The 14,282-nt window shown below is 75.3% G+C and carries 13 protein-coding genes; 4 read left to right on the forward strand and 9 right to left on the reverse strand.

The window, feature by feature from the left end; translation table 11 throughout:
* Positions 1-86 precede the first annotated feature (86 nt).
* Entirely contained in the window at positions 87-749 is a 663-nt protein-coding gene (locus BMY04_RS14020; protein ID WP_170854147.1) for a phosphotransferase, read from the forward strand.
* A 22-nt stretch (positions 750-771) separates the two neighbouring features.
* Here the strand turns inward: BMY04_RS14020 and BMY04_RS14025 are convergent, their stop codons facing one another.
* Positions 772-1,341 (reverse strand): TetR/AcrR family transcriptional regulator, encoded by a 570-nt coding sequence (locus BMY04_RS14025; RefSeq protein ID WP_198410169.1) that lies wholly within the window; start codon positions 1,339-1,341, stop codon positions 772-774.
* Between the two features lie 118 nt (positions 1,342-1,459).
* Here BMY04_RS14025 and BMY04_RS14030 point away from each other — a divergent pair, with 118 nt between their 5' ends.
* Positions 1,460-2,623: an epoxide hydrolase family protein gene (locus BMY04_RS14030; RefSeq protein WP_091181892.1), complete on the forward strand. Its 1,164-nt coding sequence runs from the start codon at positions 1,460-1,462 to the stop codon at positions 2,621-2,623.
* 25 nt (positions 2,624-2,648) lie between these two features.
* Here the strand turns inward: BMY04_RS14030 and BMY04_RS14035 are convergent, their stop codons facing one another.
* Positions 2,649-4,583: an FG-GAP-like repeat-containing protein gene (locus BMY04_RS14035; RefSeq protein ID WP_170854148.1), complete on the reverse strand. Its 1,935-nt coding sequence runs from the start codon at positions 4,581-4,583 to the stop codon at positions 2,649-2,651.
* Between the two features lie 154 nt (positions 4,584-4,737).
* On the opposite strand from BMY04_RS14035, the gene BMY04_RS14040 reads away from it, so the two are divergent.
* Both BMY04_RS14040 and BMY04_RS14045 read left to right on the forward strand, forming a co-directional pair.
* The gene (locus tag BMY04_RS14040; protein ID WP_091182448.1) at positions 4,738-5,040 is read left to right on the forward strand and encodes a helix-turn-helix domain-containing protein; all 303 of its coding nucleotides are present in this window, start codon (positions 4,738-4,740) and stop codon (positions 5,038-5,040) included.
* Positions 5,041-5,044: 4 nt separating this feature from the next.
* Complete coding sequence (locus BMY04_RS14045) at positions 5,045-6,274, forward strand: type II toxin-antitoxin system HipA family toxin (RefSeq protein ID WP_091181901.1); 1,230 nt, start codon at positions 5,045-5,047, stop codon at positions 6,272-6,274.
* A gap of 34 nt (positions 6,275-6,308) precedes the next feature.
* Here BMY04_RS14045 and BMY04_RS14050 read toward each other — a convergent pair whose 3' ends face one another.
* From BMY04_RS14050 to BMY04_RS14080, 7 genes are all read right to left on the reverse strand, one after another.
* A complete protein-coding gene (locus BMY04_RS14050; RefSeq protein WP_091181906.1) occupies positions 6,309-6,602 on the reverse strand; it encodes a putative quinol monooxygenase in 294 nt (97 codons plus the stop codon).
* Positions 6,603-6,611: 9 nt separating this feature from the next.
* The gene (locus BMY04_RS14055) at positions 6,612-7,787 is read right to left on the reverse strand and encodes an LLM class flavin-dependent oxidoreductase (RefSeq protein ID WP_091181911.1); all 1,176 of its coding nucleotides are present in this window, start codon (positions 7,785-7,787) and stop codon (positions 6,612-6,614) included.
* Positions 7,784-9,496, reverse strand: a complete 1,713-nt coding sequence (locus tag BMY04_RS14060; protein ID WP_091181914.1) for a dipeptide ABC transporter ATP-binding protein — start codon at positions 9,494-9,496, stop codon at positions 7,784-7,786. Before BMY04_RS14060 ends, BMY04_RS14055 begins: the two co-directional genes overlap by 4 nt.
* Positions 9,493-10,365, reverse strand: a complete 873-nt coding sequence (locus BMY04_RS14065; protein WP_091181917.1) for an ABC transporter permease — start codon at positions 10,363-10,365, stop codon at positions 9,493-9,495. The genes BMY04_RS14060 and BMY04_RS14065 overlap by 4 nt, the downstream gene beginning before the upstream one ends.
* Positions 10,362-11,381: an ABC transporter permease gene (locus BMY04_RS14070; protein WP_091181919.1), complete on the reverse strand. Its 1,020-nt coding sequence runs from the start codon at positions 11,379-11,381 to the stop codon at positions 10,362-10,364. Before BMY04_RS14070 ends, BMY04_RS14065 begins: the two co-directional genes overlap by 4 nt.
* Positions 11,378-12,991: an ABC transporter substrate-binding protein gene (locus BMY04_RS14075; protein WP_091181923.1), complete on the reverse strand. Its 1,614-nt coding sequence runs from the start codon at positions 12,989-12,991 to the stop codon at positions 11,378-11,380. The genes BMY04_RS14070 and BMY04_RS14075 overlap by 4 nt, the downstream gene beginning before the upstream one ends.
* 170 nt (positions 12,992-13,161) lie before the next feature.
* Positions 13,162-14,277, reverse strand: a complete 1,116-nt coding sequence (locus tag BMY04_RS14080; protein ID WP_091181927.1) for an LLM class flavin-dependent oxidoreductase — start codon at positions 14,275-14,277, stop codon at positions 13,162-13,164.
* Positions 14,278-14,282 lie beyond the last annotated feature (5 nt).

Here is a 14,282-nt window from a genome sequence, read left to right on the forward strand (position 1 = left end):
CGACGCCCCGCCATTCCTCGAAGAGGCCGCCCTGCAGAGGATGGCCAGGTGCGACAGGGGGCTGTGGGGCACGTCCGGAGGACGACGTGGCACGGCCGGCCCGCGGTCGAGAAGCGCTTCGCGGACCCGCGCGCCAGGCCGTCGAGGTCACCGCCCTCCGGGCGCTGGCCGACCAGGAGCTCCCGGTGCCCGAGCTGCTCGACGAGCGCGCCGACTCCGTCCTGATCACCCTGCTGCCGGGCGAGCGTCTCGACGCCGGCACCGCCGACCTCCGGCTGCGGCGCCTGCTCGCGTCGGGACCCTGGCTGCGACGCCTCCACCGACGCCGACCACCGACGGGGCTTCCTGCGGCGCCGGACGACGCGGGCATCGTCGACCGGTACCGCCGGACCGGCGGGCCTCCCCTGCCCCTCGCGGTCCCTCCGCCGACGCCCGCGGTCTTCTGCCACGGCGACTGGACGGACGGCAACCTGCTCGCCGTCTCCGACGAGATCACCGCCGTCCTCGACTGGGAGGCGGCGCACCTCGGCGACCCGGTACGGGAGCTGGCGCGCGCCGCGTACGGGGCCTCGCTCAAGGACGAGCGGTCGGTCGACGCGCTCGTCGAGGGCTACGGCGCCGACGCCCGCGCCGTGCGGGCCTGGTTCCCGGTCCACGCCGCCGAGCTCTGGTTGTGGTTCGCCGAAGCCGGACCGCCCGCGTACCTGACGCAGCTCACGGAACGCCTCGAGGGCTGGTCGGACGGCTGATCCGGCGCGGACCGCCGGGTCCTCACCCGGTGCGGTCGACCACGTCGCGCGCCCGCGGTGCCGGGACGCCGAGCATGAGCAGGGTCGTCGTGGCCACGCCGGAGGCGCCGAACGCCGTGCCGGTCGGGTCGTCGTCGGCGAGCGTGAACACGGCCGACCAGGCCACCTGGCCCAGGACCTCCGCCGGCAGGTGCCGGCCGAACGCCCCGCCGTCCTGGCCCCGCCGGACGAGGTCGGCGAGCCCGTCCTCGACGGGGCCGAGGAGGGCGTGGATGTCGGGACCCAGCTCCCCGCGGCGCAGCACCACCAGCACGCGGTAGCGGTGGGCCAGGGGCCAGAGCCGGGCGATGAAGGCGGCCCACGCCTCGTCGGCGGGCCGGTCAGGAGCCGCCTCCTCGGCCAGGACGGCGGTCATCTCGGCGACCGCCCGCTGCGTCAGCGCGAGAACGAGGTCGGACCGCGTCGCGAAGTAGCCGTAGACGGTCCGCCGCACCACCCCGGCCGCCGCCGCGACCTCACCCATGCCGGCGTCGGGGTTGCGTCCGAGCACCTCGATCGCCACGTCGAGGATCCGCTCCCGCGTGTCAACCACGGGTCCGCACGTCCTCGGCCGTCGGCACCCGTCCATGGTTGCACAGCCGTGTGCAACGCCGTACGTTGCACACCAGTGTGCAAACGCCACGCGGACACCGTTCGAGGGAGCCACCGTCATGACCACCACCTCCGCCGCCGAGGCACCCGAGGTCCGACCGTTCCGCGTCGCGGTGCCCGACGCCGAGCTCGACGACCTCCGCCAGCGGCTGAGGCGTACGCGGTGGCCGGACCCCGAGACGGTCTCCGACTGGTCGCAGGGCGTCCGCCTCGAGGACGCCCGGTCGCTCGTCGCGCACTGGGAGCAGGCGTACGACTGGCGCGCCTTCGAGGCGCGGCTGAACGCGCTGCCCCAGTTCCTCACCCGGATCGACGGGCTCGACCTCCACTTCCTGCACGTGCGGTCCGCCAACCCGGGCGCGATGCCGCTGCTGCTGACCCACGGCTGGCCGAGCTCGGTCGCCGACTTCCTCGCCATGGTCGGCCCGCTCACCGACCCCGTCGCCCACGGCGGCGACGTGCGCGACTCCTTCGACGTCGTCATCCCCTCGCTGCCGGGCTTCGGGTTCTCGGGCAAGCCGACCGGGACGGGGTGGGACGTCGACCGCGTGGCCCGGGCCTGGGTCGAGCTGATGCGGCGCCTCGGCTACCAGCGCTGGTGCGCGCACGGCGGCGACTGGGGCGCGGCCGTCACGACCGTGCTCGGGGCGGCGAGGCCCGAGGGCCTCCTCGGGATCCACCTGAGCACGCCGTACGCCGTCCCCGCGACGATCCCCGCGACCCTGACCGCGGAGGAGCGCCGCGCCGTGGACGGGCTCGCGCACTACGGCGGTCCACTGGGCGGGTCCAACCACCTGCAGGGCACGAAGCCGGAGACCGTCGGCTTCGCCCTGGCCGACTCGCCGGCCGGCCAGGCGGCGTGGATCTACGAGAAGTACCAGTCCAAGACCGACAACCGCGGGCGGGCCGAGGACGCCCTCGACCGCGACGCCATGCTCGACACGATCGCGCTCTACTGGTTCACGAACAGCGCAGCCTCGTCCGCGCGGATCTACTGGGAGAACCGGTCAGCCACGATGGCCGGTCCGCGGCTGACCCTGCCGGTCGCCGTCACGGTGTTCCCGCGCGACGTCCCGCGGATGCCGCGCAGCTGGGTCGAGGACGCGTACAGCGACCTCGTCCACTGGGGTGAGGCGGACCGGGGCGGGCACTTCGCCGCCCTCGAGCAGCCCCAGATCCTCGTCGACGAGATCCGGACGGGTCTGCGCGGCCTGCGCGCCTGACCCGCCCGGACACGGTCCTCCTCGGTCAGCCCGCGACGTGGCCGAACTGGTCGAGGTCCTCCGGGTTCTCGTCGACGCGGGGCGAGGCCTGCGTCCACAGCTGCGTGCCCGACGGGACGAGGCCCTGCTCGGAGCCCGGGACGACGAGCACGCCGCCCGCGCTCTTGTGGCCGCCGACCGTGATGCCCGGGAGCCCGACGACGAGCGAGTCGCGCTCTGAGGAGAAGCGGCGCGCCGCCAGGCTCATGGCGAAGCCGCCGACCGGCTCCGGGTCGCCCGGCACGCCCGCCGTGGCCTGGGTCAGCACGGAACCGTGCGCCTGCAGGCCCGAGTCCGAACCGTCCAGCACGTACACCGCGCCCGCGCCCGGCTGGTCGTCGACGTCGGCGCCAGGGGCCGCCACGGCGAGGTCGGCCGCGCCGTCCCCGTCGAAGTCGCCGGAGACGAGGCTCTGCCCGAAGTCGTTGGCCCCCGCCGCGTCGCCCGGCAGACCCGGCTGGCCGACGTGCCACACCCGGTTCCCGGCGGTCGTCAGCCCCTGGCCCGATCCGCGCAATATCTGCACCGCGCCCTGGCTGTCGCACTCGTCGCACGGCTGGACCAGCTTGCTCGGGACACCGACGGCGAGGTCGGGGTGGCCGTCGGCGTCGAAGTCGCCGAAGCTCAGCGCGGCACCGAACAGGTCACCGGTCGCCGCAGTGCCGTCCAACCCGGTGGAGTTCTGCGACCAGAGCTCGTCGGAGGAGGCGGTGATGCCCTTCTTGCTGCCTCGCAGCAGCGCCACCGCGCCCGTTCCGGCGTTCTCGCCGGGCACCCCGACGGCCAGGTCGGACCGGCCGTCACCGTCGACGTCGGCCGCGGCCAGCGAGGCGCCGAACCGGTCGTTGCGCTCGCTCGAGCCGCGGACGCCGGAGGAGCTCTGCGCCCAGGACTGGGACCCCTTGCTCCGCAGGCCGGACGTCGACCCGTACAGGACGTGGATCCGTCCGGCGGAGCCGAGGTCCTTCTCCGCCTCCTCGGGCACGCCGACCGCCAGGTCTCCGTAGCCGTCTCCGTTGAAGTCGCCGGTGGCGAGCGCGGATCCGAAGCGGTCGCCGCCCTCTGCCGAGCCGGGGACCCCCTTGGACGCCTGCGACCACTGCTGGTCGTGCGCGGAGGCGAGCCCGGACGACGTGCCGTACAGCACGTTCACCGAGCCGGCCTCGTCCTTGCCGCTGACGGTGTCGGCCGGCACGCCCACCGCGAGGTCGGCGTGGCCGTCGCCGTCGAAGTCGGACGAGGCCACGACCGCCCCGAACCGGTCTCCGAACTCGGCGGTGCCCGCGATGCCGGAGCTGGCCTGCGACCACAGCTGGCTGTCGACGGCCGTCGTCCCCGCCTTGACGCCCCGCAGCACGGTCACGCTGCCGGCGAAGTCCTCGGTGCCCACGCTCTCGCCCGGCGTGCCGACGGCGAGGTCGTCGCGGCCGTCGCCGTCGAAGTCGAACGGGCGGGCCCGGTCGCCGGTGCCCACGACGCCGGTGACCGTCACCTTCTTGTGCACCGGGCCGAAGTCGCCGGGACCGCCCGAGCCCAGGTAGAACGAGAGCTCGCCCTTGCCGTTCTTGGCGGGGCGCTCGTCGTCGGGGAGGTGGGTGCGCGCGTAGGTGACGACCGTGGTCCGCGCGGTGTCGTCACACGTGACGAAGAGGTCCGTGTCGGGGAGGCCGACGGCGTGCCCGTCGACGTGGTCCGGTTGTTCGAGGGAGGTCTGCAGCTCCCTACGCGGGGTGACCGCCTGCGGGTCGAAGCACCGGTAGGCGATGCGAGCCGTCCCCAGCCGGCCCGAGGCGTCGAACCGGACCACGCCTCCGACCACCTCGACGGTGGCCGTCGTGTCGGCCCGGGCGGCCGTCGGGACCACGAGGACGCCTCCGGTGAGGGCCGCGAGGGCCAGGGCGGTCTTGAGCGGACGCAGCACGAGCATCTCCTGAGTACGAGGTCCGCAGACCTTAGCCTGCTTTCAGGTCGACAAACGTGCTTTTTCTGGCTGAGGTCGGGCTCGCTCCGACAATGGTTGTTATTCTGCCCATTAACGGCGACAATGGTTGATGTGCTGACCGTAAGGCGTGACCGTGCCCTCTCGTGAACGCCCGGTGCGGGTGGAGCGCAGCGCCGCTGAGCTGGGGCGTCATCTGCTGACCTGGCGCAAGCTGCAGAACCTGACCGCCGAGCAGGTGGCCGAGCGGGCCCACGTCACCCGCACCACCCTGCGCCGGCTGGAGCACGGCGAGCCGGGCGTGGGCCTCGACGTCTTCCTCGGCGTCGCCCGCGCGCTCGGGCAGCTGGACCGGGTGGTCACCGCACTCGACCCGTACGAGACCGACCTCGGCCGCGCGCGGGCCGAGGAGACGCTGCCGGAGCGGGTGCGGCGGTGACCTCGTGACGTCGGTGCCGGCCTCGCGCCTGCGGGTGGCGGTCGACGTCGACGGCGTCGCGACCCCGGCGGCGACCGCGCACGTCAGCGAACGCCGCGGGGTCGTGTCGACGACGCTGACCTACGAACCCGGCTGGACCCGGTCCAGGGCGGCGTACGCGCTGAGCCCGGAGCTGGCGCTGGTCGCCAGCCGGCACCACGTCGACGGGCTGCCGGGCGCGTTCGCCGACAGTGCGCCCGACCGCTGGGGCCGCAACCTCGTGGCCAAGCGGCTGAGGACGCAGGCGCGGCTGGCGCAGCAGGCGCCGCCCACGATCCGCGAGGTCGACTACCTGCTCGGTGTCGCCGACCAGACCCGGCAGGGTGCCCTGAGGTTCTCCGTGGAGGAGGGCGGGCCGTACCTCGACGTCTCCGCCGACGTCCCCCGGCTGGTCGCCCTGCCCCGGCTGCTGCGGGCGGCGGACGCGGTCGCCGACGACGGCACCGACGACCTGGCCGCGGTGAAGGAGCTGCTGGCGGCCGGGTCGGGGTCGCTCGGCGGTGCCCGGCCCAAGGCGTCGGTGCGCGCCGGGGACCGGCTGCTGATCGCGAAGTTCCCGCACGCCGGCGACCAGTGGGACGTCATGGCGTGGGAGAAGACCGCCCTCGACCTCGCGCAGGCCTGCGGGATCGAGGTGCCGACCGCGCGGCTCGTCGGCGTCGGGCGACGCCGGGCCCTGCTGCTCGACCGCTTCGACCGGCGGGGGCCGGCGCGCCTCGGCTACATCAGCGCGATGACGCTGCTGCGCTCCGCCGACGGCGTGAGCGTCGACTACCTGGAGCTCGCCGAGGCCATGGCCGAGCACGGGGCTGCCGTCGCGGCCGACCTCGCCCGGCTGTGGCGACGCGTCGCGTTCATGCTCGTGATCAACAACGTCGACGACCACATGCGCAACCACGGGTTCCTGCGGGCCTCGTCGGGGTGGACCCTCTCCCCGGCCTTCGACCTCAACCCCGACCCCGACGCGGGCGCCGGCCGCGTCACCACCGTGAACTTCGCCGACGACGCGGAGGGCGCCCTGCGCGAGCTGGTGGCCGGTGCGCGGCAGTTCCGCCTGAGCGCCGCCGCCGCCTCGGCGGTGCTCGACGAGGTCCTGGCCGCCACCCGGAGCTGGCGCCGGACGGCCCGGGCCAACGGGGTGGGCGAGGGCGAGATCCACCGGTTCGCCCCGGCGCTGGACCGGTTCCACCGGTAGCGCTCCGCCGCGGGGGCGTCGCCGTCCGCGACGTTCAGATGCTCGTCGGCTCGTAGCGGACCAGCGCGACGCGACCGCCCGCCAGCTCCCCCAGCTCGCTCGCCCCCTCCGGCGTCGCCCGCCAGGCGCGGTAGGCGTCGTCGGCCTCCACCGACTCCCACAGCTCGACGACGACCAGGTGGCGCGGGTCCTCGAGGTCGCGGACCACCTCGGCCGAGATGATGCCCGGCCGGGCGCGGGTCGCCGCCAGGACCGCGGTGACGCGGGCCTCCACGTCCTCCGGGGCGTCCGGGCGCAGGTGGATGTCGAGCAGGGAGGTGATGGCCATGGCCCGACGTTATCCGGCGGTCGCCGCGGTCCCGGTGGCGCCGGCACCGACCGTCGGAGCCGGTGCCTCCGGCCGGCCGAAGAGCGGCAGCACGCCCTCGCCGACCGCGTACGCCTCCTCGAGGTGCGGGTAGCCGGAGAGGATGAACTCGTCGATCCCGGCGGCGCGGTACTCCTCGATCCGCTCGGCGACCTCGGCGTGGCTGCCGACCAGCGCGGTCCCGGCCCCGCCGCGGACCAGCCCGATGCCGGCCCAGAGGTTCGGGGCGACGAGGAGCCGGCTGCGGTCGCCGCCGTGGAGGTCGAGCATCCGCTGCTGGCCGACCGAGGCCAGCCGCCGCAGCGACGCCTGCCGCGCCCGGACCGTCGCCTCGTCGACACCGGCGAGCAGGCGCTCCGCGTCGGCCCAGGCCTCGGCGGCCGTGTCGCGGGTGATGACGTGCAGCCGGATGCCGAACCAGAGCTCGCGGGCCTGCTCCTCCGCGGCCCGGCGGACGGCGGCGACCTTGGCGGCCACGGCGTCGACGGGCTCGCCCCACGTGAGGAAGACGTCGGCCTCGCGTGCCGCCGTCGCGATCGCGCCCGGAGACGAACCGCCGAGGTAGACCGGCGGGAGCACGGCCGGCGGGCGCCGCAGCCGGCCGCCCTCGACCGCGTAGTGCGGCCCCGCGTGGTCGACCGTCTCCCCGGCCAGCGCCCGGCGCACGACCTCCAGGAACTCGGTGGCCCGCGGGTAGCGCTCCTCGTCGGGGGCCGGGTCCCCGTACGCGCGCCGCTCGGCCGGGTCGCCGCCGACCACGACGTTGAGCATCAGCCGGTCCTGCGACAGCAGCTGGAACGTCGCGGCGAAGTGCGCGGCGAGCACCGGCGACATCAGCCCCGGCCGCAGCGCCACGAGGAACCGCAGCCGCCGGGTCTGCGCGAGCAGCGCCGCGGTGACGAGCCAGGCCTCCTCGCAGTGCGCGCCGGTCGGCGTCAGCACCCCGGCGAAGCCCAGGTCCTCCACGGCCGTCGCGAGCCGCGTGAGGTAGCCCAGGGTCGGCTCGCGGTGACCGGGCGCCAGCGGCGTCGGTGAGCCGGGACCCGGGGCGCCGGTGGCCCCGATGGCCGCGCCGTGGCTGGCCGCGCCGAGGACGCGGTCGTCGCCGCCGGTGGGCAGGAACCAGTGGAAGACCGGCGCGCTCACCGTCGCGCCCCGGCCGGCCCGCCCGAGCCCGGGATCGCGTCCAGCAGCTCGCGCGTGTACGCGGCCTGCGGGTCGGCGAACACGGCCTCCGTCGGCCCGGTCTCCACGACCCGCCCGGACTGCATGACCGCGACCCGGTGCGCGACCTGCCGCACCACGGCGAGGTCGTGGGAGATGAAGAGGTACGCGAGCCCGAGGTCGTCCTGCAGCTCGACCAGCAGCTCGAGGATGCGGGCCTGCACCGAGACGTCCAGCGCCGACACCGGCTCGTCGAGCACGACGAGGTCGGGCTGCAGCGCGAGCGCCCGGGCGATCGCCACCCGCTGCCGCTGGCCGCCGGAGAGCTCGGCCGGTCGACGCTCGGCCACCTCGCCGGGCAGCGCGACGCGGTCGAGGAGACCGGCGACCCGCGCGGCGCGGCCCGCGCGGTCGGCCAGCCCGAAGGCGCGCAACGGCTCGGCGATGCTCGCCCCGACGCGCTGGCGCGGGTCCAGCGAGGCGTACGGGTTCTGGTAGACGAGCTGGAAGCGTCGCCGCAGGCGCCGCAGGCGCTCGCCGCGGACCCCGGTGACGTCCTCGCCGTCGAAGGTCACGGTCCCGGCGTCCGGCGTGAGGAGGCGCGCCGCGATACGCGCCGTCGTCGACTTGCCCGACCCCGACTCCCCCACGAGCCCGAGGGTCTCGCCGCGCACCAGGGTCAGGTCGACGCCGTCGACGGCCGTGAGCACGCGCCGCGGCCCGCCCGCCGGCAGCGCGAACTCCTTGCGCACGCCCCGCAGGGCCAGCAACGGTTCCTGCTCCTGCGACGCGCCGGCCGCCGGGAGCGGCCGCGCCTCGACCAGGGGCCGCGTCGTGAGGCTGGGCGCGGCGGCCAGCAGGGCGCGCGTGTACGGGTGCTCGGCCTCGGCGACCAGCTGTCGTGCCGGACCGCTCTCGACGACCAGGCCGTCCTTCATGACGACGATGCGGTCGGCGCGCTCGACCGCGACCCCGAGGTCGTGGGTGATGAGCAGGACGCCGGTGCCCGTCCGGGCGCCCAGCTCGGCGATCCGGTCGAGGATCCGGCGCTGGACCGTCACGTCGAGCGCGCTCGTCGGCTCGTCGGCGACGAGGAGGGCGGGTTCGGCGACCGTGGCGATCGCGATGAGCACCCGCTGGCGCATGCCGCCGGACAGCTCGTGCGGATGCTGGCGCGCCCGCACCTCGGGCGCGTCCAGGCCGGCCCGGGCCAGGGCCTCGACGGCCCGCTCCCGCGCCTCCGCGGCGTCGGCGAGGCCGTGGATCCGCAGCACCTCGGCCACCTGGTCACCGACCCGCACGACCGGGTTCAGCCCGACCATCGGGTCCTGCGGCACGAGGCCCGTACGCCGCCCCAGCAGCGCGCGACGCCCGCGCTCCGTCGCGGGCAGCAGCGGGTCGTCGCCCAGGACGGCGGTGCCCCCGGTCACCCGGGCGGTCGGCGGCAGCAGCCCCAGGAGGGCGTGCGCCGTCGTCGACTTGCCCGAGCCCGACTCCCCCACCAGCGCCACGGTCTCCCCGGGCGCGACGTCGAGGTCGACCCCGCGCACGGCGGGCACGGTCCGGCGCGCGCGGCGGTAGCCCACCTCGAGCCCGCGCACGGCCAGCAGCCGGTCCTGGCCCGTCCGGGGCTCGGGGGTGCTGCGGTGCCCGTCGTGCTCGGCGGCGGCCCGCGGGGTCGTGAGGGTCATCGGAGGTCTCCTTCCCGCCGGCCCTCGAGGGCGCGGGCGAGGCGGTTGGCGGCCAGCACGGTCGCGACGATCACGAGGCCGGGCAGCGTGGTGAGCCACCAGCCCGAGCCGAGGAAGTCCCGGCCCGACGCGACCAGCGATCCCCACTCCGGCGTCGGCGGCTTGGCCCCGTAGCCGAGGAAGCTCAGCGACGACACGGCGAGCACGGCGGTGCCGAAGTCGAGCGCGGCGAGGACGAGCACCGGGCCGGCGGCGTTCGGCAGGACGTGGCGCAGCAGGACCGTGGGGCGCCGCACGCCGAGCGAGGCCGACGCCTCCACGTACGTGCTGCCGTGCACCCGCAGCACCTCGGCGCGCATGACGCGCGCGCAGGCCGCGACGCTGCCGAAGCCGACGGCGACCGCGACGTTGAGGGTGCCGAAGCCGAGCACGGTGATGATGGCGAGCGACAGCAGCAGGCTCGGGATCGCGAGCAGCACGTCGACCAGCCGCATGAGGACGGCGTCGACCCAGCCACCCGCCGCGCCCGCGACCAGGCCGACGGCCGCGCCGAGGCAGACCCCGACCGCCACGGCGACGAGCGTTGCCCGCAGCGACAACGACGACCCGTGCACGACCCGGCTGTAGAGGTCGCGCCCGATCTGGTCGGTGCCGAACCAGTGGTGCGCCGACGGCGGCTGCAGCAGCGCGCCGGTGTCGGCCGCGTACGGGTCGGTGCCGCTCAGCAGGGTGGGCGCTGCCGCGGCGAGGACGACGAGCACGAGCCACGCGGCGGCGAGGACCACGCCCGGGGCGGGCAGCCGGGCCAGGACCGGGGCCGTCGAGCGTCGGACCGGGTCGACGCGGGGGTCGAGGGTGGCCGCGCTCATCGGGCCGCCTCCGCCACCAGGTCGGCCGACGGCCGGCGAGGCGCCCGTCCGGTCCGGCGCATCCGCGGGTCGAGCACCGGGTAGAGCAGGTCGACCACCAGGCTGACGGTCACCACGACCGTCGCTCCGAGGACGACGACGCCCAGGGCCAGCGGGATGTCCTGCGTACCGACCGCGGTCGCGGTCAGCTGGCCGATCCCGGTCCGGGAGAACACGGTCTCCGTCACCACCGTGCCGGCGAGGAACTGCCCGACCAGCACGCCGGTGATCGTGAACGTCGGCAGCGAGGCGTTGCGGGCCGTGTGGCGCAGGTGCACCCGCGCCCGCGACGCCCCCTTCGCCCGGGCCGTGTCGGCGTACGCCGCGCTCGCCTCGGCCCGCAGGCTGCGGGCGAAGACCTGGGCGATGAGCGCGCTGCCCAGCACGGCGAGGGTGACCGCGGGCAGCACGAGGCTCGAGAAGCCGTCGTTGCCGAACGCCGGGAACCAGCCCAGGCCGAAGGAGAAGCCCTGCAGGAGCAGCAGCCCGACCCAGAAGGTCGGCACCGACACCCCCAGCGGCGGCAGCGACAGCAGCAGCTGGCGCGCCCACCGGGCCCTCACGTACGTCGCGAGCAGGGCCAGCCCGCCGCCGACGACGACCGACAGGACGAGCCCGAGCGCCGCGATCTGGGCCGTGGCCGGCAGCGCCTGCGCCAGCGACGCGGCCACCGGTCCGGTGCGCGGCGAGACGCCGAGGTCGCCGGTCGCCGCGGCGCCGAGGTGGTGCAGGTACTGCACGAGCAGCGGCTGGTCGTAGCCGTACTGCGCCCGCAGCGCCGCCACCTGCTCGGGGGTGGCCGAGCTGTTCGCCGGGTCGCCGCCGGCGGCGATCAGCGCGGCCGGGTCGCCGGGCAGGCCGTAGAGGACTCCGAAGGCCACCGTGTACGCCGCCCACAGGACGAGGACGGCCTGCCCGACCCGGCCGAGGACGTGGCGCGCGGTGCCGTTCGGGACGACGCGGACGAGCGGGTTCACGAGCGCGTCGCCGCCGCGGCCACGAGCTGCAGCCGCGAGTAGGAGTCGAAGCGGACCCCGGTGACGCCGGGCCGCAGGCCGAGGACCGTCGTCAGCTCGAAGACCGGCACGCCGAGCGCCTGGTCGACGATCACCTTCTGGGCCGTCGCGGCGTCGGCCGCGCGGGACCTGGCGTCGACGGTGGTCTGCTGGCCCTTGAGGGCCTTGACCAGCGCGGCGTCGGTGATCCCGTACGGGGCGGTGCCGTCGCGCCAGTAGGTGTTGCGCAGGATGTCGGGGTCGGGGCGGGTGCTGTTGCCCCACGACAGGTCGAAGTCGCCGGTGGCCAGCTTGGCCTGCAGCTCGCCGATCGGCACGCTGTTGAGGTCGATCTCGATCCCGACCTGCCGGGCCTGCTGCTGGATCAGCTCGAGCGCCGCCTGGTTGGGGTTGAAGTTCGTCGCCCAGTAGGTGACGAGCGTCAGGCGCTGCCCGTCCTTCTCCCGGATCCCGTCGGCGCCCGGCACCCAGCCGGCGGCGTCGAGGAGCGTCTTGGCCCGCTCGGGGTCGTACGTGAGCCGGCTGCTCAGGTCCACGTAGCCGGGCGTGGTGCTGGCGACCGGGCTGGTCGCGGGCTTGTAGCTGGGGCTGAGCGCCGCCTTGACCACGCTGGCCCGGTCGACCGCGAGGCTGAGGGCCTGGCGGACCCGCACGTCCTTGAGCGCCGGGCGCCTGACGTTCGGGGTGAGCGTGAAGACCTGGCCGGGGTTCGGCCGGACCTGGAGGGTGACGCCGCCCGCGGTGATCGTCGACTCGTCCTGCGGCGGCACGCCGCCGATCGCGTCGACCTGGCCGGACTTCAGCGACCCGCTGCGCACCGCGGCCTCCGGGATGACCTTGAACTCGAGCCGCGCGGACGCCGCCTCGCCGGTGTGCGTCCACAGCGACGAGCCCCAGGCGTAGCCGGCCCGTCGCGTCTCGACGACCTCGGTGTTGCGGGTGTAGTGGTCGAGGACGAAGGGGCCGGTCCCGACGATGTTCGCGTCGCAGCGGTTGACCGGGTCCACCGCGAGCGACGACGGCGCGAGCAGCCCGAGGAAGTGGCTGGCGGTGGCCTGGAGGAACTGCGCGTTCGGCTGCCCGAACTCGACGCGGGCCGTCGTGTCGTCCACGACGACGGTGCGCTGGTAGCCGGTGAGGAACTGCAGCGACTGGGCCTGCGCCGCCCCGTGGCTGATGATCTCGTCGAAGTTCTGCTTGACCACGTCCGCGGTGAGCGGGGTGCCGTCGCTGAAGGTGACGCCGTCGCGCAGGGTGAAGGTGAACTGCGTCGCGGCCTTGTTCACGGCGAACGACGACGCCAGCCACGGCTTGATCGCGCCGGTCTCGGGGTCCTGGTCGGTGAGGGAGTCGACGAGCTGGCGCGAGGGGTACGCGGCGTCGTTGTTCCCGGAGACGCGCGGGTTGAGGCAGCTCGGGTCCGAGGCCAGGGCGAAGCGGAACGTCCCGCCGTCGTCCCCGCCACCCCCGCCCGCGGCGGCGGTCCCGCCGCAGGCGGCCAGGCCGAGCAGGACGGCGGCCGCCGGTGCAGCCAGGAGCAGGCGTCGGGAGCGACGCGGGGAGCGGGTCATCAGGTGTCCTCGGTGGTTCGTGGTGCTGGGTCGGTCGGGGTTCGAGCGCCCACGGCGGCGGGGACGTCAGGTCGTACGGGGTCGGGCGTGCTGGGAGCCCTGGGAGGGGCGGACGAGGGGCCGGGACGGATCGAGGTCGTCCCCGGGTCTCGGGGTCCGGGTCGGGGTCCTCAGCCGACCGGGACGGGGGCCGCGGCGGCCGGAACCGCCTCGGCGGCGTACGTCGGTGCCGTGCCGCCCGGTGCGTCGGGCCAGGGCGGGTCGGGGATGTGGCGCCGCAGGACCGGGGCGATCTCGGCCTGGAACAGCTCGAGGTTCGCGCGGTGCTGGGGCGGCGTGAGCCCGGCGCCGTCGGCGTGCAGGTGCATGACCGTGTGCCCGAACCGCTCGTGGTAGCGCAGCACCTTCTCGACGATCTGCGCCGGGCTGCCGACCAGGGCCGAGCTGCGCTCGACGTAGTCCTCCAGCGTCTCGAAGGCCGGCACCAGGCCGGCCCGGCGCTGCTGGGCGACCGTCGCCTCGAAGACCGGGCGGTAGCGCTCGACCGCCTCCTGCGTCGTGCGCGCGGCGAGGAAGCCGGCCGTGCCCGCGCCGACCACCGCGTCGGCCGGGTCGCGCCCGTACGCCGCCCAGCGCTCGCGGTAGTGCTCGACCAGCGCGGCGTACGGCTCGATGTCGTGGGTGACGTTCGCGGAGAAGAGCGGGTCGCCGTAGCGGGCGGCAAGGTCGACCGACGCGCGGCTGGTCGCCGAGCCGTGCCAGACCCGGACCGGCTGCTGCAGCGGCCGCGGCCACACCTCGGCGTCGACCAGCGGCGGCCGGAACCGTCCGGACCAGGTGACCTTGTCCTCGCGCCACAGCCGGCGGAACAGCTCGTAGGACTCGGCGTTGCGGTCCCACTGGTCCTCGGGCGTGACGGCGAACAGGTCCCGCTGCGCGGAGCCGTTGCCCTTGCCGATGATCAGCTCGAGCCGGCCCCCGGAGAGGTGGTCGAGCGTGGCGTAGTCCTCGTACGCCCGGACGGGGTCGAGCAGGCTGAGCGTCGTCACCGCGGTGAAGAGGCGGATGCGGCTCGTCCGGGCGGCGACGTGGCTGAGCACGACGGGCGGAGAGGAGGAGATGAACGGGCGCTCGTGGCGCTCGCCCACCCCGTAGCCGTCGAAGCCGAGCTCCTCGCCCAGCACGGCGTCGTCGACGACCTTGCGGAACGTCTCGTTCGTCGTGCGGCGGACGCCGCTGACCGGGTCGGGCAGGTGGGTGATGAGGGTGATCAGGAGGAACTTCACGGCGC

This window comes from Microlunatus flavus (assembly GCF_900110855.1).
Taxonomy (GTDB): Bacteria; Actinomycetota; Actinomycetes; order Propionibacteriales; family Propionibacteriaceae; genus Microlunatus; species Microlunatus flavus.

Bases quoted from the DNA above. Each gene is read 5' to 3' on its own strand.
- BMY04_RS14030 (WP_091181892.1), top strand. From the start codon at position 1,460: ATGACCACCACCTCCGCCGCCGAGGCACCCGAGGTCCGACCGTTCCGC.
- BMY04_RS14050 (WP_091181906.1), bottom strand. From the start codon at position 6,602: ATGGCCATCACCTCCCTGCTCGACATCCACCTGCGCCCGGACGCCCCG.
- BMY04_RS14060 (WP_091181914.1), bottom strand. From the start codon at position 9,496: ATGACCCTCACGACCCCGCGGGCCGCCGCCGAGCACGACGGGCACCGC.
- BMY04_RS14065 (WP_091181917.1), bottom strand. From the start codon at position 10,365: ATGAGCGCGGCCACCCTCGACCCCCGCGTCGACCCGGTCCGACGCTCG.
- BMY04_RS14075 (WP_091181923.1), bottom strand. From the start codon at position 12,991: ATGACCCGCTCCCCGCGTCGCTCCCGACGCCTGCTCCTGGCTGCACCG.